The 22,090-nt window shown below is 54.0% G+C and carries 21 protein-coding genes and 1 pseudogene; 12 read left to right on the top strand and 10 right to left on the bottom strand.

The window, feature by feature from the left end; genetic code table 11:
- Positions 1–146: 146 nt before the first annotated feature.
- The 3 genes and pseudogenes from CMR03_RS01525 (at position 147) to ttcA (ending at position 2,556) form a co-directional block, all read left to right on the top strand.
- Complete coding sequence (locus CMR03_RS01525; protein ID WP_096010549.1) at positions 147–839, top strand: hypothetical protein; 693 nt, start codon at positions 147–149, stop codon at positions 837–839.
- A 482-nt stretch (positions 840–1,321) separates the two neighbouring features.
- Positions 1,322–1,573: pseudogene (locus CMR03_RS25445) on the top strand (site-specific integrase); the annotation flags it as partial.
- 47 nt (positions 1,574–1,620) lie between these two features.
- Entirely contained in the window at positions 1,621–2,556 is a 936-nt protein-coding gene (gene ttcA, locus CMR03_RS01510) for a tRNA 2-thiocytidine(32) synthetase TtcA (protein ID WP_063879732.1), read from the top strand.
- A gap of 477 nt (positions 2,557–3,033) precedes the next feature.
- Here ttcA and zntB read toward each other — a convergent pair whose 3' ends face one another.
- Positions 3,034–4,017, bottom strand: a complete 984-nt coding sequence (gene zntB, locus CMR03_RS01505) for a zinc transporter ZntB (RefSeq protein WP_063879733.1) — start codon at positions 4,015–4,017, stop codon at positions 3,034–3,036.
- Positions 4,018–4,133: 116 nt separating this feature from the next.
- Positions 4,134–5,753, bottom strand: coding sequence for a peptide ABC transporter substrate-binding protein (locus tag CMR03_RS01500; RefSeq protein ID WP_096010547.1), 1,620 nt, complete (start codon positions 5,751–5,753; stop codon positions 4,134–4,136).
- A gap of 154 nt (positions 5,754–5,907) precedes the next feature.
- Here CMR03_RS01500 and mpaA point away from each other — a divergent pair, with 154 nt between their 5' ends.
- Positions 5,908–6,615, top strand: a complete 708-nt coding sequence (gene mpaA, locus CMR03_RS01495; protein ID WP_063879735.1) for a murein tripeptide amidase MpaA — start codon at positions 5,908–5,910, stop codon at positions 6,613–6,615.
- On the opposite strand, the gene ycjG is transcribed toward mpaA, so the two are convergent.
- A complete protein-coding gene (gene ycjG / locus CMR03_RS01490; RefSeq protein WP_096010546.1) occupies positions 6,590–7,573 on the bottom strand; it encodes an L-Ala-D/L-Glu epimerase in 984 nt (327 codons plus the stop codon). The genes mpaA and ycjG overlap by 26 nt on opposite strands.
- 150 nt (positions 7,574–7,723) lie before the next feature.
- Between ycjG and tpx the strand changes: the two genes are divergently transcribed.
- Positions 7,724–8,227, top strand: coding sequence for a thiol peroxidase (gene tpx / locus CMR03_RS01485; protein ID WP_063879737.1), 504 nt, complete (start codon positions 7,724–7,726; stop codon positions 8,225–8,227).
- Positions 8,228–8,268: 41 nt separating this feature from the next.
- Here tpx and tyrR read toward each other — a convergent pair whose 3' ends face one another.
- From tyrR to pspA, 7 genes are all read right to left on the bottom strand, one after another.
- Positions 8,269–9,834, bottom strand: a complete 1,566-nt coding sequence (gene tyrR / locus CMR03_RS01480; protein ID WP_063879738.1) for a transcriptional regulator TyrR — start codon at positions 9,832–9,834, stop codon at positions 8,269–8,271.
- Between the two features lie 279 nt (positions 9,835–10,113).
- Positions 10,114–11,175, bottom strand: a complete 1,062-nt coding sequence (locus CMR03_RS01475) for a YcjF family protein (protein ID WP_096010545.1) — start codon at positions 11,173–11,175, stop codon at positions 10,114–10,116.
- A complete protein-coding gene (locus tag CMR03_RS01470; protein ID WP_096010544.1) occupies positions 11,172–12,575 on the bottom strand; it encodes a YcjX family GTP-binding protein in 1,404 nt (467 codons plus the stop codon). The genes CMR03_RS01475 and CMR03_RS01470 overlap by 4 nt, the downstream gene beginning before the upstream one ends.
- On the bottom strand, positions 12,556–12,804 hold the full coding sequence (gene pspD / locus CMR03_RS01465) for a phage shock protein PspD (RefSeq protein WP_063879741.1): 249 nt from the start codon (positions 12,802–12,804) through the stop codon (positions 12,556–12,558). The genes CMR03_RS01470 and pspD overlap by 20 nt, the downstream gene beginning before the upstream one ends.
- Before the next feature lie 54 nt (positions 12,805–12,858).
- Positions 12,859–13,209, bottom strand: coding sequence for an envelope stress response membrane protein PspC (gene pspC, locus CMR03_RS01460; RefSeq protein WP_096010543.1), 351 nt, complete (start codon positions 13,207–13,209; stop codon positions 12,859–12,861).
- Positions 13,206–13,433: an envelope stress response membrane protein PspB gene (gene pspB, locus CMR03_RS01455; protein WP_063879743.1), complete on the bottom strand. Its 228-nt coding sequence runs from the start codon at positions 13,431–13,433 to the stop codon at positions 13,206–13,208. The genes pspC and pspB overlap by 4 nt, the downstream gene beginning before the upstream one ends.
- Before the next feature lie 37 nt (positions 13,434–13,470).
- Positions 13,471–14,136, bottom strand: a complete 666-nt coding sequence (gene pspA, locus CMR03_RS01450) for a phage shock protein PspA (protein ID WP_063879744.1) — start codon at positions 14,134–14,136, stop codon at positions 13,471–13,473.
- A 163-nt stretch (positions 14,137–14,299) separates the two neighbouring features.
- Between pspA and pspF the strand changes: the two genes are divergently transcribed.
- The 7 genes from pspF to fabI all read left to right on the top strand — a co-directional run bounded on the left by pspF (position 14,300) and on the right by fabI (position 22,064).
- Complete coding sequence (gene pspF, locus CMR03_RS01445; RefSeq protein ID WP_096010542.1) at positions 14,300–15,313, top strand: phage shock protein operon transcriptional activator; 1,014 nt, start codon at positions 14,300–14,302, stop codon at positions 15,311–15,313.
- Positions 15,314–15,862: 549 nt separating this feature from the next.
- Complete coding sequence (gene sapA / locus CMR03_RS01440) at positions 15,863–17,491, top strand: ABC transporter substrate-binding protein SapA (RefSeq protein ID WP_096010541.1); 1,629 nt, start codon at positions 15,863–15,865, stop codon at positions 17,489–17,491.
- The gene (sapB, locus tag CMR03_RS01435) at positions 17,492–18,457 is read left to right on the top strand and encodes a putrescine export ABC transporter permease SapB (protein ID WP_096010540.1); all 966 of its coding nucleotides are present in this window, start codon (positions 17,492–17,494) and stop codon (positions 18,455–18,457) included.
- Positions 18,444–19,334: a putrescine export ABC transporter permease SapC gene (gene sapC / locus CMR03_RS01430; protein WP_063879748.1), complete on the top strand. Its 891-nt coding sequence runs from the start codon at positions 18,444–18,446 to the stop codon at positions 19,332–19,334. The genes sapB and sapC overlap by 14 nt, the downstream gene beginning before the upstream one ends.
- A complete protein-coding gene (sapD, locus tag CMR03_RS01425) occupies positions 19,334–20,329 on the top strand; it encodes a putrescine export ABC transporter ATP-binding protein SapD (RefSeq protein ID WP_063879749.1) in 996 nt (331 codons plus the stop codon). Before sapC ends, sapD begins: the two co-directional genes overlap by 1 nt.
- Position 20,330: 1 nt before the next feature.
- The gene (gene sapF, locus CMR03_RS01420) at positions 20,331–21,134 is read left to right on the top strand and encodes a putrescine export ABC transporter ATP-binding protein SapF (protein WP_096010539.1); all 804 of its coding nucleotides are present in this window, start codon (positions 20,331–20,333) and stop codon (positions 21,132–21,134) included.
- 141 nt (positions 21,135–21,275) lie between these two features.
- A complete protein-coding gene (fabI, locus tag CMR03_RS01415) occupies positions 21,276–22,064 on the top strand; it encodes an enoyl-ACP reductase FabI (protein ID WP_063879751.1) in 789 nt (262 codons plus the stop codon).
- The last annotated feature ends 26 nt before the right edge of the window (positions 22,065–22,090 follow it).

The following is a 22,090-nucleotide window of genomic DNA, read 5'->3' as shown; positions in this document are numbered from 1 at the left end:
ACTCTTCTATGAGCAATTTTACTGTTTACTTAAAAACTCAATAACCATAAATTATACATGGTTAAATTTTTCTCATTACTATGGCTTTCATTTAGTAACGGCGGATCGATAGCACGAACATTAAGGACAACGAAAAGGATAAGAAAATGTATTACAGGGATGAAATAATAAATTATTTGCAAACCAATAACATATTGGCTTCTAAATTAGATCGTGCGTTAACAGGTGTCATGGATTTAGTTTCAGACCAGATAGATACGATTAGTGCAGGTGCAAAACGTGCAATTTATTATACATCGTGCTTTACTCAAGAATACCAAGACGTGTGTAAAAAACAGCTGAATGAAGATGTAAGATTTACTAAAGGTCTCTACCATTTCTTACAGCGCAAAGATATTGTTTATGAGATATTGCATATTTATTTTGAAGAAATATTCAAGAAAAAAACATCAGATCAATTAGAATACATTAAAAAAAACCTGATGGCTGTTAATATTTACATTGCTGCAAACGCTTTAACTAAATCCGGGTTTGCTTTGGCAACGGCAACATGTGTTTCAATCGGCTTGAATCTTAGCCTTAATATGGGTTCTATTGCTGGTCGTACAGCGAGAGTAGCAGTTGCATATGCGGGAATGTATGGCATTGTGCAGAAGGCCGCAGATAGCGCTGATCGTCTTCGAACTAGCTATCCAGCATTCTTTTCAACGCTATATGCTAATGAACTTGAAATGCTTTATTTCCTGGTTGAGCCCATATTTATTCGTGCCGACGCGTTCCGGGCTCAATGGGCATCAGATGCAGATATTGCTAAAATCATTGAAAGAATGATTAGGTAGCCATGATGTCATTTATTAAGAAAGCTTTTTTGTGGCTGTTTCAACAGCTATTTTCGCTTTATGCGCCACCAATTTGCGTTTTAATATTTGCAGTTGCTTTTTTTCAGGTATTCCCTGATGGGCCTCTATGGCCTGTTGGTATATTTGCTATATTCATCATGTTTATATTTGTAAAATATTTAAAATGGTAATGTTATGCATGAGCGCTTTAGTGGGTAAGTCTGTCGGCGGCAGTTGTGGCTGTGTTAAGTGTTTACTGAGTTTTTAAAAAAGCAGCATAAAGTGGCCGATTTCTTTTGCGCTTCATTATCCGTTCCCACGTGCCCCATTCCCTTTATCAAAGTCTGTTCCAGGGCTGAGGAGAATCCAGCCATCGCGAACGGGCACGATGTAGTCTGTCTGAACTGCCTCAGCTGTTTCAGTGCTGTAGGCAGTCATTTCCCTGTCATCGTTAACCGATTCCTGTTTCAGGCCATCTCACTTATGGCGTAACACGCATCGCTCATCTTTGGAACGCAGCAGTAAAACGTGCTGGCATTCGTCGCCGGAATCCGTACCATACGCGGCATACTTTTGCCTGCTGGCTGTTTACTGCCGCTAGCGCAAATCCATCATTTATTACGAGTCAGCTGGGGCATGAAAACGCGCTAAGGGTTTATGAAGTCGATACTTCGTGGATACATGAACTGGACGCCGATCAGGTGCAGATGCTCAACAGTCAGCTTGCCCTTTAAAAACGTTGCCCCCTGCATGCCCCTTTTGGTTTTAGAGATTGAATAAAATGCAACAAGATCAGGAAATTAATAAGAAAGAGCAGTACAACCTCAACAAACTTCAGAAGCGTTTGCGTCGTAACGTCGGCGAGGCTATTGCTGATTTTAATATGATTGAGGAAGGCGATCGCATCATGGTGTGCCTGTCGGGCGGTAAAGACAGCTACACCATGCTGGAAATCCTGCGTAACCTGCAAAAAAGTGCGCCGGTGAAATTCAGCCTGGTGGCGGTTAATCTGGATCAAAAACAGCCAGGATTTCCAGGTCATATCCTGCCCGAGTATCTTGAAGCGCAAGGTGTTGAGTACAAGATCGTTGAAGAAGACACCTACTCTATCGTTAAAGATAAAATTCCCGAGGGTAAAACGACCTGCTCTCTATGCTCACGTCTGCGCCGTGGAATTTTGTATCGCACCGCCACGGAGCTGGGTTGTACCAAAATTGCTCTAGGTCACCATCGTGATGACATTCTGCAAACGCTGTTTTTGAACATGTTTTACGGTGGCAAGATGAAAGGTATGCCGCCGAAACTGATGAGCGACGACGGTAAGCACATCGTGATCCGTCCTCTGGCTTACTGCCGTGAGAAAGATATCATTCGTTTCTCAGAAGCCCGTCAGTTCCCGATTATCCCGTGCAACCTTTGCGGTTCACAGCCTAATCTGCAACGCCAGGTTATCGCCGATATGCTGCGCGACTGGGACAAGCGCTATCCTGGACGTATTGAAACGATGTTCAGCGCCATGCAAAACGTCGTGCCTTCTCACCTTGCCGATATCAACCTGTTTGATTTCAAAGGCATTCAACACGGTGATGCGGTAGTCGACGGTGGCGATCTGGCATTTGATCGTGAAACGCTACCGGTCAACCCGGTTGGCTGGCGTGCCGATGAGGAAGAAACCCCGGCTGTCAGCGATCGTCTTAACGTGCTGGAAATTAAGTAACGTTTATCTATTCGTTAAAAGCAAAGGGCACGCGTCATGTCGCGTGCCCTTTTTTTATACGTTGCGGTGAGGGGGCGGGTCCATTACCGGCGGAAACTCAGGATCCGGTGGCGGATCGGGTTGCGGCTGCGGAATGGGGGGCGGATCGGTCGGAATTGGCTCGCTGCTGTGTATCGCCATTATGCCGTTCTCCTCTGTAGCGAATGGATTTTAAGCTTAGGAAAGAATTGACATCTCAGCCAGCGGACAAAAAAAAGCCGGCGAGTTAGCCGGCGTATTTCGAATTAAAAATGCTATGCAATAATTCTAAAAAAGGAAGTAAGACAATATGGAGCGCAACGCCCATCGCTTGACGTTGCATTCACCTGCGGGAGAGATTTTGCGCGCTTTGCGCATCGCAGATATTGATGTCGATCAGCTTTAGCCCTGTTAATGTGATTTTCCTGCGCAACGCCCCCTGCACCTCTTCCCATGGCCTTATAGCCAACGTCGCTTACGCAGATAGCCTGCTACACCCAACGCCAGCAGCACGAGTAAAAGACAAAAGACACTAAAGCCATAGCGCCATGCTCCGCCGGGAATGCCGCCCAGGTTGACACCAAACAGGCCGGTCAAAAAGGTAGCAGGCAGAAAGATCATCGCCATCAGCGACATAGTATAGGTTCGGCGGTTCATGGATTCTGCCATTACCGAGGCGACTTCATCTGCCAGTACGGCGGTTCTGGCTACGCCAGCATCAAGATCGTCCAGGCCGCGTCCCAGCCTGTCGGCAATTTCCTGCATTCGACGGCGTTCGCTGTCGTCCATCCAGGGCAGTTTTTCACTTGCCAGACGGGAGAAGACATCGCGCTGCGGTGCCATATAACGTCGCATCACGATCAGCTGCTTGCGTAACAGGCCCAGCTCACCGCGCGGTGGAATACGCTGGTCCAGTAAGGCATCTTCCAGCTCAATGATTTTGTCATGTAAATCTTCGATAAATTCGCTGGTGTGACCGGTTAAGGCATCGCAAACCTCCACCAGCCAGCTGCCACAGTTAACCGGCCCGTTGCCGTTTTGCAGATCGGTCAGCACTTCGTCCACGGCAAACACTTTGCGGCGGCGGGTAGATACAATCAGCTGATCGTTGATAAAAACCCGCATCGCCACCAGCTGGTCGGGACGCGCGTCACTGTTGTGGTTCACGCTGCGCAGAACGATCATAAAACCATCGCCCAGGCGGTTAACCCGCGGGCGCATGCTTTCACCGGCAAGCGCATCGCGCACGGCATCCGGAATCTGGGGCGTTGACTGCAACCATTCTGCGCTACGCGGATGCGTATAGTTGAGGTGTAACCAGCACGGATGCTCGTCGTGCAGCAACTGCGTTTCGTCAATCGGCACCATGCCGCCCTTGCCATCCAACTGGCAGGAAATGATGGCATCGGTCACCTTCAGCGCTTTTCCTTGAATCACATCCACAACGTCACCCCACTATCAAAATCAATACGATACAGTCTAGCGTGACGGGATTGAGTTGCAATCTTCAGCCTGTATACAAAGATGTCAAAAGGCGGCCGCATGTTGGCCGCTATCTCTTAATGCTTCTCTATCCACAGCTCGCGGCTATAGGCAACGTCTTCGGGATTGGTAATCGGATAACCCTTCACCCACGGCTTAATCAGACGACCATTGGTGTACTGATAAAGTGGCGCGATGGGTGCCTGATCAGCGATGATCTGTTCTGCCCGGTTGTAGTCAGCGTTACGTGCCTGCTCACTGGTTTCCATGCTCGCTTTTGCAAGTACCGCATCATATTCGGCATTGCTGAAACGCGGAATATTGCTGCTGTTGCCTGAGGTAAGGAGATTCAGGAAAGTCGAGGGTTCATTGTAATCCCCTACCCAGGAGGCGCGAATAACGTCAAAGTTGCCACTGTTACGGCTGTCTATGTAGGTTTTCCACTCCTGGTTTTGCAGTTTCACGTCCACGCCGAGATTCTTCTTCCACATTGAGGCCACCGCAATCGCTATTTTCTGGTGGCTTTCAGAGGTGTTGTACAGCAACGTCAGCTTGAGCGGCTTCCCGGGGCCGTAACCGGCGGCAGCCAGCAATGCTCTGGCCTGGGCATCCATTTCTTTTTGGTTGTGCTGTTGCTGCAGCGTGGGCAGCGGTTTAAAGCCTGCCGTCACGTCCGGCGTGAAATGCCATGCCGGTTTTTCCCCCGTGCCTAAGACTTTTTCGGCGATGACGGCGCGATCGATACTCCACGACAGCGCTTTGCGGACACGAACATCGGCGGTTGGCCCTTTCTGGGTATTAAAGGCGTAATAGTACGTTCCCAGCTGATCGGGCGTAAAGACCTGGCCCGGCAGCGTCTTTTTCAACAGCGCATACATGTTCTTAGGGAAAGATTCCGTGATATCCACATCATCGGCACGATAGCGTTTGGTGGCGCTGGACTCTTCATTGATGGGCACAAAGGTCACTTTGGTTAAGACGGAGTGGGCGTTGTCCCAGTAATGCGGATTACGCTCCAGGACAATTTTTTCATTCACAACCCGTTGGCTGAGTTGGTAAGCGCCGTTGCCCACCAGTTTGCCCGGCAACGTCCACTGCGCACCCTCTTTTTCAACCACAGCTTGCGGCACAGGATAAAAAGCAACGTTGGAGAGCATGGCAGGAAACCAGGGAACCGGACGCGTCAGCGTAATCCTGAGGCGATTTTTATCCAGCGCAGTCACTCCCAGCTTATCCGGCGGCATGTCGCCTTTGGTGATTGCTGCCGCATTGCTCAGGCCGCTCAGCGCAATAAAGGACGCCTGAGAAGAAGAGGTTTTAGGATCGACGACGCGCTGCCAACTGTAGACAAAGTCCTGCGCCGTCACCGGTTCGCCATCAGACCAGCGGGCATTATTTCGCAGGGTAACGATCCAGACTTTGTTGTCACTGCTGCTCCAGCTCTGTGCCACGCCAGGCACAATTTTGCCGTGCGCATCCTGGCTGGTCAGCCCTTCATACAGATCGCGCATTACCTGTATTTCAGGCAGACCTACGGCTTTAGCGGGATCGAGCGAGGCGGGCTCATCTTTAATATGGCGGACAATTTCTTGTTTAGCGGCAAGTTGGGCACCGGCGGGAACATCGGCTGCGAAGATCGGCATGGACGCGCTAAGCAGGCTCAGGGCCGTTAGCGTCAACGAAAAGCGGATTACCATTATCACCCCTTTATAATAAAGAAGCGCTGAATCAGCATATTACTGACTCAGCCTGTTAACGGTCACTTTATCGCAAATCGCTGATTGATAAATAGCTATTTTCCCTGACCCGCTTTTCCGCTACTTTGACATAAACCCTCAGGAGAAAGTCACTATGTCATCCCTTCACCCGCGACCGCTACGCGGCAAACTGGCTATTTCCTGGCAGCAGTATGGCCGATCGGTTCTGGGCGCCCCACTGCTCTGGTTTCCGGCCGTGCAGGCAGACAGCGACAGTGGCCTGATTCTGGCCGGTACGCACGGCGATGAAAACGCGGCAATAGCGGCCCTTTCCGCTGCGCTGCGGACGTTGCCGGAGGCGCAGCGTCGCCATCATGTGGTGCTGGCGATGAATCCTGACGGCTGTCAGTTGGGTTTGCGAGCCAATGCGAAAGGTGTCGATCTGAACCGCAATTTTCCAGCCGCCAACTGGCAGTCAGGCGATACGGTTTATCGCTGGAATAGCGCCGCAGACGAACGGGACGTAACGCTGTCGACGGGCACACATCCGGCATCCGAGCCAGAAACCCAGGCGCTGTGTGCGCTGATTCATCAGCTTAAACCGGCCTGGGTGGTTTCCTGGCACGAACCGCTGGCCTGCATTGATGATCCCGATCAGACGGAAATCGGCGCCTGGCTGGCGGCACAGACCGGTTTACCTCGCGTCAGCAGCGTGGGCTACGCCACGCCGGGTTCCTTTGGCAGTTGGTGTCACGACCTGAGTTTGCCGTGCGTAACTGCCGAGATGCCTGTCATTTCGGTGGATGAAGCCACTGAAACCTATCTGGAGACGATGCTCACTCTGCTGCGCTGGCAGCCGTAATCAACGCACCGTCCTGCACCTTAAGGGCCGGTTCGGCATCGACAGCCAGCCAGGTTGCACCGTCTAAATCGGCAAAACGCACCAGCGGCACCAGCGGCAGTGCGGCGCGAATCGCCCTTGATGTGCAGATCATACAGCCCGCCATGAGCGTAAAGCCCTGCTGTCGTGCAGCATGTGCCAGGGCTAGCGCTTCGGTCAGTCCGCCCGCTTTATCGAGTTTAATATTCACCATCTCATAGCGCCCACGCAGTGCAGGCAGGCTTTCACGCGTGTGACAGCTCTCGTCGGCACAAATGGGGAGAGGATGAATAAAGTTGGCCAGCGCCTCGTCTTCCCCTGCCGGTAAGGGCTGTTCGAGCATAGCAACCTCAAGATCGGCTAATAGCTGGCAACGCGCGGCCAGGCCCTCAGCGTGCCAGGATTCATTAGCATCGATGAGTAATGTCGCCTCTGGTACGGCGGCACGAATCGCCATCAGCCGCTCGGTAATAAAGTTATTATCCATTTTGATTTTGAGCAGGGTTGCGCCATGTTGCCATAAAGCCTGCGCACTACTGGCCATCGCCTCCGGTGTATCAATGCTCACCGTGTGGGCAGTGATCACAGAACGGGTCGGTTCGACGCCAACTAACTGCTCCAGACTCCGATGCTGCTGGCGTGCAGCAAGATCCCAGAGCGCGCTGTCGATGGCATTTCTTGCCGCGCCTGCCGGCAACAGGTTCTGTAAGTCATCACGTGACAACCCCTGCTGCAGTTGTGGCATGACGGTCGCAATTTGCTCCAGCACCAGCGCTTCGCTTTCGCCATAGCGCGTGTAAGGTGTGGCCTCACCAATGCCTTTCACGCCATCTTCTTCAATTTCCACGACGACGACTTTAGCTTCGGTGCGAGTGCCACGAGCAATGACAAACGGCGTGTGCAGCGGCCATGCTTCGGGATAACATTTTACCGTTCTCATTACCTCTCCTTATTGTCGGTGATTCATCACTGTCATTTAACTTTAGGCAACAAATGCTCTCGTAAACCCTTAAAATTTATGTCATAAACAATGGCTATACCTGTACTGACGCGTTATTTTTGTCAGATCACATCATTAGAAGGAATGCTTATGTCTCAGACTGTTCACTTTCAGGGCAACCCGGTCGCGGTTGCAGGTCAGTTCCCGCAGCCGGGCGACAGCGTTAAATCGTTTACTCTGGTGGCTAAAAACCTGGCTAACGTCTCACTCTCTGAGTATGCAGGAAAACGCAAGATTCTGAATATTTTTCCCAGCGTCGATACCGGCGTGTGCGCCTCTTCGGTACGTAAGTTTAACCAGCTGGCGGGTGAACTGAGTAATACCGTGGTGTTATGTATTTCCGCTGATCTGCCCTTTGCCCAGTCGCGTTTTTGTGGCGCGGACAACCTGAATAATGTGGTTACGCTCTCCACGCTGCGCGGGGGTGAATTCAAACGTGATTTTGGTGTGGAAATTGCCGATGGCGCCCTGCAAGGCCTGACCGCACGTGCAGTGATCGTTCTGGATGAGCATGACAAAGTGCTTTACAGTCAGTTGGTGAATGAAATCACCACTGAACCCGATTATGACTCCGCACTCGCTGCGCTGAAATAATGACCACAGCGGATAAGCCAGACTTATCCGCTGCGTTTGTTTTATTCGCTGTCGCCGCGTTTTTGACCTAAACCGTACTCTCGCAATTTATTGGCAATGGCCGTATGGGAAACGCCCAGGCGTTTTGCCAGTTTGCGCGTGCTGGGATAAGAAAGGTATAAACGCGTCAGAATTGACCGCTCAAAGCGGCTGGTGATCTGGTCCAGCGTTCCTTCCATCGCCTCTTCCCCGAGTGACACATCCAGTGCCTGTTCAGGTAAAACGATATCCTGAGGCCGTAATTCGTGGCCTTCCAGTTGCGTTAAGGCACGATACAGCGCGTTTTTGAGCTGACGCACGTTTCCGGGCCAGTTATAGCGCATCAGAAAAGCATTCAGCTGTGAGGACAACCGTGGACGCGGAATGCCCTGTTCATCGGCGAAGCGCGCCACAAACATGTCCGTTAACGGCATAATGTCCTGAACCCGCTCGCGCAGGGGCGGCAGGTTTAGCGTCAGCACGTTGAGCCGGTAAAAAAGGTCTTCCCTGAACTCACCACGTTGCACCAGCTCAAACAGATTCTTCTGGGTCGCGCAAATCACGCGGACATTGACGTGAACTTCGTGCTCTTCACCCACCCGCCGGAACGTGCCGTCGTTGAGAAAGCGCAGCAGTTTGGTCTGCATGGTCGGCGACATCTCACCAATCTCATCCAGCAGTACCGACCCGCCGTTAGCCTGCTCGAAAAAGCCTTTTTTTCCCTCTAGCGCATTAGGATAGGCACCCGCCGCGTGACCAAAAAGCTCACTTTCCGCCACATCATCCGGCAGGGATGCGCAGTTGAGGGCCAGAAAAGGCATTTTCCCGCGAGCGCTGCGTAAGTGGCAGGCCCGCGCCAGCATATCTTTGCCCGTACCGGTGTCACCGATGATCAGGAGCGGCGCATCATGCATCGCCAGCTTGCGCGCCTGTTCCACGACCTGACGCATTTTGGGCGTGACCGCAACGATATGATCGAACTCGGTTTCGTCGGTGACGACCAGACTCTGCAACTGGCGGCCCATGCGAGCGGTGGACTTCAGCATCACCATCGCACCGACAAGCTGTTCTGCCTGGTCATTTTCTTCTGACAGGTAGATCGGATGCGCTTCCATCAGGAAATCGCGCCCTTCTATCACCACATGTTGTGCCTGAGCCTGAACGCGGTCGCTTTCCAGCCAGCGCATAAAGTTGAAGCCGTTGATCAGATGATCGGCCGTCACGTTGCGGATCTTGTTTTCATCAAGATTAAACAGGTTTTGTGCCGCCGGGTTCGCCAGCTCAACCTTACTTCTCAGGTCCACCGAAAACACCGGCTCCGGCATGGCCACCAGTAAGGCGCTCAGAACCCGGTGCTCACGTTCGGAAGGCATATAGGGCACAGTGCGGACATCAGTCACGCCCGGCGTACGGCGGATTTCCGCCATCAGATTACTGAACTGTTCGAATTCCAGCGTAGAGAAATTAAGATAGATGCGGCCTGAGGCGGCGACTTCAATGCCGCGAAGATCGATGCTGCGCGCCACCAGCAGGTCGAGCAATTCGCGCGCCAGCCCGATACGGTCCTGACAAAACACTTCTAAACGCATTGCGTAGGCCTTAATCCGTTTGATATTTGGCGATAATACGCTAAATAACCCGCCCGCAGAAAGAGGGCTGTCAGGAAAAGTTGACAGCGCTAACGCACACGCGTTTTTTTAAATGCGTAAACGGCATCAGCCAGGATGACGGCCTTACGCGTGCTGAGTTGGTTGGGAATAAACACGCACCGGCAGGCATGTCACAATACGGCTGATGCGCCTTCGTTCACGTACCGCAGAACGACATGACCGCGCCGTTGGGCCACTGCGCTCGTCATCCTGTTTCATTTACTGGCGTTTGTCGCCGCCCTTTTGTAGCGCGTCTTTTAACTGCCCCAACAGCTCACGACGGTAATCACCCAGGCGCGGTTTATCGTTTTCGAGCCAGGGTAAGGGGCGGCATAACTCCATCGCTTTAATGCCCAGACGCGCCGTCAGCAATCCCGCGCCGATGCCCTGCGCAGCACGCGTCGAAAGCCTGGCGGCGATGTCCTGCGACATCCAGTCCATCCCAACTTCACGCACCAGCTCGGAAGCCCCGGCAAAGGCCATGTTCAGCAGCACCAGTCGGAACAAACGCAGCCGACTAAAATACCCCAGCTCAATGCCGTAGATGGCGGCAATCCGGTTGACCAGTCGTAAGTTACGCCAGGCGATAAACGCCATATCGACCAGTGCCAGGGGACTAACCGCGATCATCAGCGCGGATTCGGCCGCATGACGGCTGATTTCCCGCCGCGCCTGGCGGTCAAGAACAGGCTGCACCATCTGGGCATAAAGCCGGACCGTTTCCCCGTCATTGTGGGTTTCATGGCGCGCAGCATGCCAGCGCTGCAAGGCAGGATGCGCCTGATCGAGTTCGGCCTGGCGCGCCAGCTTTTCACAAAAGGCACGTCCTTTCCCAATGCCGTGACTGTTGAGCAGTTCCCGGCCCAGATCGCGCTCTTCGGCCCGCTGACGGAGCTGATACAAACGACGCCACTCGCTGGTCAGCGCGCCGACGCCAGCAAGCACAATCAGCCCGCCCGCCATGCCGCTGCCCAGTGCAAACCAGTCCTGAGCCAGCCAGGCATTGTGGCTCCATTGCACGCCCTGCGCCACCACGCTGACGCCAAACAGCGCCAGGCCAGCGCCCACCATTTTACGCCACAGGCTGCGTTTGGGTTTTAAGGCCGCCTCGACCGCCCGCTCGCCTGCACTTTCTTCTTCAACCGCCGCCTCGTTATCCTGCACGGCTAAAAAGGCGGCCTGTGAATCGGCTTCAAACGTCTGAGCCGGACGCAACACCGCGTCGGGCTTATCGTCCAGAGGCCGGGCAAAATCAATGCGCGGTTTCAACGGATCGCTCATCGCAATTTATCTCCCAGTAAAAATTCCAGTGCCGCATCCATGCGGATATGCGGTACGGGGCGATCGATATCCAGCTGCTGCGGGCGAAACTGCTCAAACTGAAAGCCTTGCTGCTGCCAGAACGCGCTGCCTGGCAGCCGCGGCGGAACCTCACCCGGATAAACGGTTAATGCCTCGCCGTCCTGCAGGCGATGACCTCGTAGTGCCGGAATTTTTTCGCCACGATGATCGACCAGCCCGCTTTGCGTGGCCTGAACCGAGGCCAGGCCGATGCAGTCCATGCTGATGCCTTCGAACGCCGCGTTTTGCCAGGCATCCTGCACCAGCTGCTGCAACAGCGAAACCATATTGCCATGCTGATCGCTGGTGATGTGATCGGCTTTCGTGGCGGCAAATAACAGCTTATCAATCACGGGTGAAAACAGCCGCCGAAACAGCGTACGCTGTCCGTAATGGAAGCTCTGCATCAACTGGGTTAGCGCCAGGCGCATATCGTTAAACGCCTGCGGCCCGCTGTTGAGCGGCTGCAGACAATCCACCAGTACGATCTGGCGGTCAAAGCGCAGAAAATGATTTTTATAGAACCCTTTCACCACGTGCTGGCAGTAGTAATTAAATCGCTGCTGCAGCATGGCAAAGTTACTGCCTTTGTCCGCCTGCGCCAGCTTAGCCGCCTGGGCTTCATCAGCTGTCGGCCACGGAAAAAACTGCAGCGCTGGCGCGCCCGCCATCTCGCCGGGCAGCACAAAACGCCCCGGCTGAATAAAGTGCAGCCCTTCCGCTTTACACCGATGCAGGTAATCAGTCCAGGCTGCGGCGATCCCGGCCAGGCGGTTTTCATCGGCGGGGGCAAGCGGATCGAGTTTTTGACAATGTTCGCGCCAGGGTGCGGCCCAGTCTGCGCGATCGCCCTGCATTAAGCCGTTCATCTGCCGCGACCAGGTCCAGGTGAGGTAATCCTGTGCCAGCATAGGCAGATCGAGCAGCCACTCACCTGGGTAGTCAACAATTTCAAGATAGAGCGTGGCGGTATCTTTGAGATGGCGGAGCAATGAATCATTGGGACGGTAACGGAGTGCCAGCCGCATTTCACTGACGCCTCGCGTGGGCGTGGGCCAGGCGGGCGGCGTACTGTACAGCTGCGCCAGCCCTTCATCATAGGTGAAACGGGCGGTGCCCATATCCCGTTGCGGCACACGTTTCACGCCCAACAGGCGCTCATCGCGCACCACAGAAAACAGCGGCAGTCGTGCGCCGCTGTGTACAGAAAGGAGCTGGTTAACCAGCGAGGTAATGAAGGCCGTTTTACCACTGCGGCTCAGTCCCGTCACCGCCAGACGAAGGTGTCGATCGACGCCGCGGTTCATCAATGCCAGCAACTCAGTTTGCAGTCTTTTCATCTTTCTCCTTGATGAAGCGTGATGCAACCCGGCTCATCACGCGTTTCAGCAGCGGCTCAAGCGCCAGTCCTAACAGAAGACGAAGTGGACGGCGCGCCACCGATTTTACGGCCCAGCCGGTCACGCCAGCAGGACCATAGGTTACCGCATTGATAATGATAAATTTGGCGGCTGACTTCAATGCAGGTGTTGCACGATGACGAAAAGCCGCAGTGCGTGAAACAGTCATCACTTCCTCCTGACGGTCCGCAGAGGGCCAGTCTGGCCCGCCGCAGGACAACGGTTAAATCTGACGGAAACGACTGCGCACGCTAAAGGTTTCAGAGGTGACGTAACGTTCGATATCCCGGACATTACGTTCGTCCTGCTGCAGTGCAGTTTCCAGTTGGTCCAGCAATTCGCCGGGGCTGGGTTGATGTTCCCCGTTGTCTGCGCCTGGCGGTTTGACGTCCAGGACAAAACCCAACACGAAATAGGCAATCACCGTAAACACGAACAGACCAAAGAACAGCGACAATACGACAATGACACGAAGCAGTCGCACCGGCACATCAAGGTATTCGGCTAAGCCGGCACAAACCCCCATCAGTTTCCCTTCGTCAGGCTTGCGCCATAGCGTGCGGCCTTTCATCATGGTTGCCTCCAGTTAGGATGTTCAGCATCAAGGATGGCTTCAAGGGCATCAATACGATCCCGCATGCGCTGTGCATCTTTGGTCACCTGTTGCAGGCGCTGCATCTGGCTTTGCGACAGATCTGCCCCGCCGTTGCGCTTGTTACTGTAATGTAGCCATAGCCAGACAGGTGCCACAAACAGCACAAATATTGTTAAAGGTATGGCTAAAAATAGTGCGCTCATTGACTCTCCTTAATCCTTTCCAGCAGAAAGCGGCTTATTATTCGCTGCGGTTCATTTTGGCTTTCAGCGCGTTGAGTTGTTGACTGATTTCATCATCCGCTTTCAGGTCGGTGAACTGCTGATCCAGCGTTTTAGGTTTACCAAAACCGTGGCTCTCTGCTTCCGCTTCCATGTGGTCGATGCGACGTTCAAATGATTCGAAGCGGGCCATCGCCTCATCAATTTTACCGCTGTCCAGTTGGCGACGCACATCACGTGAAGAAGACGCGGCCTGATGACGCAGCGTAAGGGCCTGCTGACGTGCACGGGTTTCGCTCAGCTTTTTCTCCAGCTCGGTGATTTCACCTTTCATACGCGCCAGCGTCTCTTCTACCTGCGCAACTTCCTGCTTCAGCGAGGCAATCAGATCGGTCAGTTTCTGTTTTTCGATTAACGCTGAACGGGCCAGATCCTCTTTATCTTTACGCAGGGCCAGTTCGGCTTTGTCCTGCCATTCCACCTGCTGAATCTCGGCCTGTTCGATGCGGCGTGACAGCTGTTTCTTTTCAGCCAGGGCGCGGGCAGAGGTGGAACGGACTTCAACCAGCGTGTCTTCCATTTCCTGAATCATCAGGCGCACCAGCTTCTGCGGATCTTCTGCACGCTCAAGCAGTGAATTAATGTTGGCATTAACGATGTCAGTGAAACGAGAAAAAATACCCATAATGATGTTCCTCTTATTTGTCATGGTTTCATCTTGCTGGTGATACCTGATTCAAGATGCGTGCCAACTTTTATCTTATTGATTTTATTTGCATTGGTGGCTTTGCAGTTTTTTTAAACTGTTCTAAGATAGTTAAATTGATTAATCCGTGGCGAAATTCATCATGTCCGTTAATAACGACAACCTGCTGGGGGAATCGAACAACTTTCTGGAAGTACTGGAACAGGTGTCGAAACTCGCTCCGCTGGAAAAACCCGTGTTGGTAGTGGGCGAACGCGGTACAGGTAAAGAGCTGATCGCCAGCCGTCTGCACTATCTTTCAGACCGCTGGCAAGGCCCTTTCATCTCACTCAACTGTGCTGCGCTGAATGAAAACTTGCTGGATTCTGAGCTTTTTGGCCACGAAGCCGGAGCATTTACCGGTGCGCAGAAGCGTCATCTGGGCCGTTTTGAGCGTGCAGACGGCGGCACGCTGTTTCTTGATGAGCTGGCTACCGCGCCAATGCTGGTGCAGGAAAAACTCCTGAGGGTCATTGAATATGGTCAGTTGGAGCGCGTCGGCGGCAACCACGTCTTTCAGGTCAATGTGCGCCTGATCTGCGCCACCAATGAAGACTTACCGGCGCTCGCGGCCGCAGGGCAGTTTCGCGCAGACCTGCTGGACCGCCTGGCGTTTGATGTCGTTCAACTGCCGCCGTTACGCGAGCGCCGTAGCGATATTTTGGTCATGGCCGATCATTTCGCTATCCAGATGTGTCGTGAACTGGGGCTGCCCCTGTTTCCAGGCTTTACACAGCAGGCGCAAAACACCTTACTTGATCATCACTGGCCGGGTAATGTGCGTGAACTTAAAAACGTCGTTGAGCGGTCGGTGTACCGCCACAACACCAGCGATGAACCGCTGGATGAGATTATCATCAACCCGTTTGCGCGTCGTACGGCCCCTGAAGAAGCTCCGCTTCCTGCCAGCACGCCAGATGTACCCGCTGCCCTGCCGTCTCTGCCGCTCGACCTGCGCCAGTGGCAAAACCAGCAGGAGCGCGATGTGGTGGAAATCAGTCTGCAACAGGCGAAATATAATCAACGCCGCGCTGCCAGCTTACTTGGCGTCACCTACCACCAGCTCAGAGCCATTATGAAAAAGCACGGTATCCAGGCGCGGGACGTCCAGGCATAACGGACGATCGACCGGATTAAATTGCAGATAAACGCTGAGTTGTTGCTGTGGTAAACAATGATCATTGTACGGCTGAGACCGGGCGGGTGGAGTCAAAAGGATGGGGGCGGGAAAAAAGGGCCCGCCGAAGCGGGCAACTGGAAGCAATGTGAGCAATGTCGTGCTCTTCTTCGGTAGAGCCACCGTCGAAGCGCAACTGAATAATAATCATTCCTGTTCGCATCTGTAAAGGGGTTGTTGAGAATTTTTCTCATTTCCACACCAATGCTGCGCCTTTATTACAACGCCCCCGTCGCCTTTACCCTGCTGCAACGGGCTGGTCGCGCTTGACTTTGCATTGAATTTAACAAGGTGACGACGGGGATACCTTTCACGCCGCCAACCTGGCCGAACCCGCCCGGGTACAACCCCATCGGAATCGGGCCAGGAAGCATTAGCCGCTTCTTTCTACGCTCAGGTGCGCGAAAAACCGGCAATCGACGATGCGTATTTGGGGCCGCGCCCGCTTTGCGATACACTCTGCCTAATGCCTGAGAATCGTTGAGTTCTATGTTAAAACTAATTCCTTCGCTGTTACTGAGTCTCAGCGTGTTAAGCGCGCCTGCCTGGTCTGCGCCAACACCGGCTGGAGATATTCGTCAAAGCGGATTCGTCTATTGCGTTAATGGCACGCTGAACACGTTTAATCCGCAGATGGCCAGCAGTGGCTTAACGGTGGATACGCTGGCTGTCCAGTTATATGACCGCCTGTTGGATGTCGATCCTTACACCTACCGTTTGCAGTCCGATCTGGCCGCCAGTTGGGAAGTGCGTGATAACGGCGCGACCTACCGTTTTCACCTGCGCCACGGGGTACAGTTTCAGCACACCTCAAACTTTGCACCCACGCGCGCGATGAATGCCGATGACGTCGTTTTCAGCTTTGCCCGCATGTTTGATCGCAAACATCCCTGGCATAATGTTAACGGCGGCTATTACCCCTATTTCGACAGCCTGCAGTTTGCCGATTCGGTTCAGAGCATTAAAAAAATCGATAACGACACTGTCGAGTTCCGCCTTAACAGCCCGGACGCCTCGTTTCTCTGGCATCTGGCGACACATTACGCGCCCGTTCTGTCGAAAGAGTACGCCGACAGTCTGGATAAAGTGGGCCATCAGGAAGAGCTGGACCGGCTACCGGTGGGAACAGGCCCGTTCCAGCTGAGCGAATACCGCAGCGGGCAATATATTCGTCTGGCGCGGAACCCGCATTACTGGAAAGGCGTGCCGCGCCTGCAGCAGGTGGTTATCGATCTTGGTGCCGGGGGAACAGGACGGTTATCGAAGTTGCTCACGGGCGAATGCGACGTTCTCGCCTATCCCGCCGCCAGCCAAATCTCGATTCTGCGCGACGATCCCCGGCTGCGCATGACCCTGCGCCCCGGCATGAACATCGCTTATCTGGCATTTAACACCCGCAAGCCGCCGCTCGACCGGCCGGACGTTCGTCACGCGCTGGCGCTGGCGATCAATAATGAGCGCCTGATGGAATCCATCTACTACGGCACCGCTGAGACGGCCGCCTCGATTTTACCTCGCGCGTCCTGGGCTTATGATACCGATGCCAGCATTACGGGTTTCGATCCCAAAAAAGCCAGAGAAGCGCTTGAGGCGGCGGGAGTAAAAGATCTTCATCTGCGTCTGGTTGTGCCTTCCGCCTCGCAGTCCTGGAACCCTGCACCGCTTAAAACGGCCGAACTTATTCAGGCTGACCTTGCGCAAATTGGCGTGCGCGTCACTATCGTTCCGGTTGAAGGCCGTTTTCAGGAGGCGCAGCTGATGGCGATGAACCACGATCTGACGCTGGCAGGCTGGGCAACCGACAGTAACGATCCTGACAGCTTCTTTCGCCCCCTACTGAGCTGTGCGGCCATCAGTTCCCAGACCAACTATGCTCACTGGTGTTCGCCCGCGTTTGACGACACGTTAAAAAATGCCTTGCTGTCACAGCAGCTGTCTGGCCGCATTGACAACTACGATAAGGCGCAGCAGATTCTGGCGCGCGAGCTGCCCGTACTGCCGCTGGCTTCATCCCTGCGCCTGCAAGCCTATCGGCATGATATTAAAGGTCTGGTATTAAGTCCGTTTGGCAACGCTTCGTTTGCCGGCGTTTATCGTGATGAGCGAGAGGATCGTTAAGTGATCATCTATATTCTGCGTCGCCTGGTGTTGCTGGTCATTACCCTGTTTTTTCTTTCCCTGGTGAGTTTCAGCCTGAGCTATTTCACGCCGAATGCACCGCTGGAAGGCGCATCGCTGTTTGACGCCTGGTGGTTCTGGTTTAAAGGCATGCTGCAACTGGATTTTGGCGTGTCCAGCACCAATGGTCAGGAGATTGGCGTACAGCTGCGCGAAGTCTTCCCCGCTACGATGGAGCTGTGCCTGATGGCGTTCACCCTGGCTCTGATCGTCGGCATTCCGTTGGGAATTTGTGCCGGTGCCATGCGGCATAAATGGCAGGATAAGGTCATCAGCGCGCTGGCCCTGCTGGGATTTTCTATTCCGGTGTTCTGGCTCGCGCTGCTGTTTACCCTGTTCTTCTCACTGACGCTGGGCTGGTTGCCCGTATCCGGGCGCTATGACCTGCTGTATCCTGTTCAAAACATTACCGGATTTGCGTTGATTGATGCCTGGCTCAGTCACTCGCCATGGCGACATGAGATGATGATTAGCGTAGTGATGCATCTGATTTTACCGGTTACCGTTCTGGCGATGGCCCCCACCACCGAGATCGTGCGTTTGCTGCGCATCAGCACCAGCGACGTCGTCGATAAGAACTATGTGAAGGCGGCCGCCACCCGCGGATTGTCCCGCTTTACTGTGATTCGCCGCCACGTGTTACACAACGCGCTTCCCCCTGTGATTCCGCGTCTTGGCTTACAGTTTTCCAGCATGTTAACCCTGGCGATGATTACGGAAATGGTGTTTAACTGGCCCGGATTGGGGCGCTGGCTGATTAACGCGATTCGCCAGCAGGACTATGCGGCAATATCCGCCGGTGTGATGGTGACCGGTGGCGTAGTGATCGTGGTGAACGTCCTCTCTGACATTGTCGGTGCGGCGCTGAATCCGCTGAAACATAAGGAATGGTATGCCGTACGATAACATCTACGCCGAAAAGCGCCTGCCCAGCGCGTTTCGTCAAAGCTGGCACCATTTTTATGGCGATATGCCGGCGATGATTGGCCTGTACGGCTTTGGCGCACTGCTGCTGCTCTGCCTGTTTGGGCATTTCCTGGCACCCTATCCCATCGACCAGCAATTTCTGGGTTATCAGCTGCTGCCGCCCTCCTGGTCGCGCTACGGTGAAGTCTCATTCTTTCTCGGCACTGACGACCTGGGGCGTGATTTACTGAGCCGCTTACTCAATGGCGTTGCCCCGACGGTAGGTTCTGCCATTCTGGTGACGCTGTTTGCCACCTTTTGGGCGCTGGTGCTGGGCATTGTGGCGGGTATGACGCACGGCGTGCGCTCTGCGGTGCTGAACCACGTGCTGGACACGTTACTGTCGATACCTTCTCTGCTGCTGGCCATCATTGTGGTGGCCTTTCTCGGCCCGCGCCTTGAACATGCGCTGCTGGCGGTCTGGCTGGCGCTGATGCCACGGCTGGTGCGCGAAATTTACAGCGCCGTCCACGACGAACTGGAAAAAGAGTATGTGGTGGCGGCCCGTCTCGACGGCGCGACCAGCATCAATATTATGTGGCACGCGATTTTGCCTAATGTATTACCGATGTTGATTAGTGAGATTACGCGCGCGCTCTCTATGGCTATTCTTGATATTGCCGCTCTGGGTTTTCTTGACCTTGGTGCCCAGTTGCCCTCGCCGGAATGGGGGGCGATGCTGGGTGATTCGCTGGAACTGGTTTATGTGGCTCCCTGGACGGTGATGTTGCCCGGTGCCGCCCTGATGGTCAGCGTCTTAGTCGTTAACCTGCTCGGTGATGGCATTCGTCGGGCCGTTGAGGCGGGAGTAGAATAATGCCGTTACTGGATATTCGTAATCTGACGATTGAGTTCATGACCGCTGATGGCCCGGTTAAAGCGGTGGACCGCATTAACCTGTCGCTCAGTGAAGGGGAAATCCGCGGTCTGGTCGGTGAGTCCGGTTCGGGCAAAAGTCTGGTCGCCAAAGCCATCTGTGGCGTGACCAACGATAACTGGCGTGTTACCGCAGACCGTATGGTATTTGATGACGTCGATCTGCTGCGCCTGTCCCCGCGCGAGCGACGTCGCATCGTGGGTCATAACGTTTCGATGATTTTTCAGGAGCCGCAATCCTGTCTCGATCCGTCGGAAAGTGTCGGACGTCAACTGATGCAGGCGATTCCGCGCTGGACCTATAAAGGCGCGTGGATGAAGCGCTTTTGGTTCTGGCGTAAAAGCCGGGCTATTGAGTTGCTGCATCGGGTGGGCATTAAAGATCACACCGACATTATGCGCAGTTTTCCTTACGAGTTAACCGAGGGCGAATGCCAAAAAGTGATGATCGCCATCGCCCTGGCGAATCAACCCCGCCTGCTGATTGCTGACGAGCCGACTAACGCGATGGAGCCGACCACGCAGGCGCAGATATTCCGCCTGCTGAGCCGGCTTAACCAGAACAATAACACCACCATTTTGCTGATTAGCCATGACCTGCGAACCATGAGCCAGTGGGCAAACCGCATTAACGTGATGTACTGCGGTCAGACCGTAGAAACGGCGCAAAGCGAAGACCTGATGAGCACACCGCATCATCCTTACACGCAGGCATTGATTCGTGCCATGCCTGACTTTGGTCGTCCGCTTCCGCATAAGAGCCGTCTCAATACCTTATCCGGTGCGATTCCATCGCTGGAAAGCCTGCCTATCGGTTGCCGTCTGGGGCCGCGCTGCCCCTACGCACAACGCAAATGTGTAGAAGCGCCACGGCTCACCGGCACGCGATCGCACCTGTATGCCTGCCACTTCCCGCTCAACGTTGAGGGCCAATAAGATGGAAACGTTGCTGGAAGTCCGCAATCTCAGCAAAACCTTTCGTTACCGCACCGGCCTGTTTCGTCGTCAGCATGTTGAGGCGGTGAAATCCGTCAGCTTTACGCTGCGTGAAAAGCAGACTCTGGCGATTATTGGCGAAAACGGTTCAGGCAAATCCACGCTGGCAAAAATGCTCAGCGGCACCGTTGCGCCCAGCGACGGCCAGATTATTATCGACGATCACCCGCTGAGCTTTGGCGATTACGGCTATCGCAGCCAGCGCATTCGTATGATCTTCCAGGACCCATCAACCTCGCTGAATCCACGCCAGCGCGTGAGCCAGATTCTGGACCTGCCGCTGCGCCTGAATACCGTTCTGGATGCTGAGGCGCGGGAAAAGCGCATTATTACCACCCTGCGCCAGGTGGGATTGCTGCGCGATCACGCCGGTTATTATCCGCATATGTTGGCACCGGGCCAAAAGCAGCGTCTTGGCCTGGCCCGTGCGTTAATCCTGCAACCTAAAGTGATTGTGGCCGATGAGGCCCTTGCCTCGCTGGATATGACCATGCGTTCACAACTGGTCAATCTGATGCTGGAGCTACAAGAAAAGCACGGTATCGCTTACATTTATGTGACCCAACATCTTGGTATGATGAAGCATATCAGCGATAAAGTGCTGGTCATGCATCACGGCGAAGTGGTGGAGCGCGGCGGCACGGCAGACGTGCTTGCGTCGCCACTGCATGAGATGACAAAACGTCTGATCAACAGCCATTTTGGTGAGGCCTTAACGGCTGAAGCCTGGCGGCGGGAGCGTTGATTTTGCGGCATATAGTGGAAAACGCTGTGCGTTTTTCCTGATTTCAAGCAGACGTGCTAGAATCCGCACGTCGATTAACGTCGGTCGTCTATTATTTAAACAACACGACCGCCAACTACCATGACCATAAGGATTACAGCTATGGGTTTTCTTTCCGGTAAGCGCATTCTGATTACTGGTGTTGCCAGTAAACTTTCCATCGCCTACGGTATTGCACAGGCGATGCGCAAACAGGGCGCAGAACTGGCTTTCACCTACCAAAACGACAAACTGAAAGGTCGTGTGGAAGAGTTTGCCAAAGATTTGGGTTCCGACATCGTGCTGCCCTGTGATGTTGCAGAAGATGAAAGCATCCAATCCCTGTTCACTGAGCTGGCAAAGACCTGGCCAAAATTTGACGGTTTCGTGCACTCCATCGGTTTCGCGCCTGGCGACCAGTTGGATGGCGATTACGTTAATGCCGTAACCCGCGAAGGTTTCAAAATCGCGCACGACATCAGCGCCTACAGCTTTGTTGCAATGGCTAAAGAGTGCCGTGCCATGCTGAACCCGAACGCTGCTCTGCTGACCCTCTCTTACCTGGGTGCAGAACGCGCTATCCCTAACTACAACGTTATGGGCCTGGCAAAAGCGTCTCTGGAAGCTAACGTGCGTTATATGGCTAACGCGATGGGTCCAGAAGGCGTGCGTGTTAATGCCGTTTCTGCGGGTCCGATTCGTACGCTGGCAGCGTCAGGCATCAAAGATTTCCGTAAGATGCTGGCCCACTGTGAAGCGGTAACCCCTATTCGCCGTACGGTAACTATCGAAGACGTGGGTAACTCCGCTGCCTTCCTGTGTTCCGATCTGGCGGGTGGTATCACCGGTGAAATCGTTCACGTTGACGGTGGCTTCAGTATCGCCGCCATGAACGAACTGGAACTGAAATAAGTTTCCTCACGGGCGAGCCTTGCTCG

Origin of the sequence: Pantoea allii (assembly GCF_002307475.1) — a bacterium.
In the GTDB taxonomy this organism is placed as follows: Bacteria; Pseudomonadota; Gammaproteobacteria; order Enterobacterales; family Enterobacteriaceae; genus Pantoea; species Pantoea allii.
Note: the sequence above shows the minus strand (reverse complement) of the source record. Positions and strands in the feature narration are given on the sequence as shown.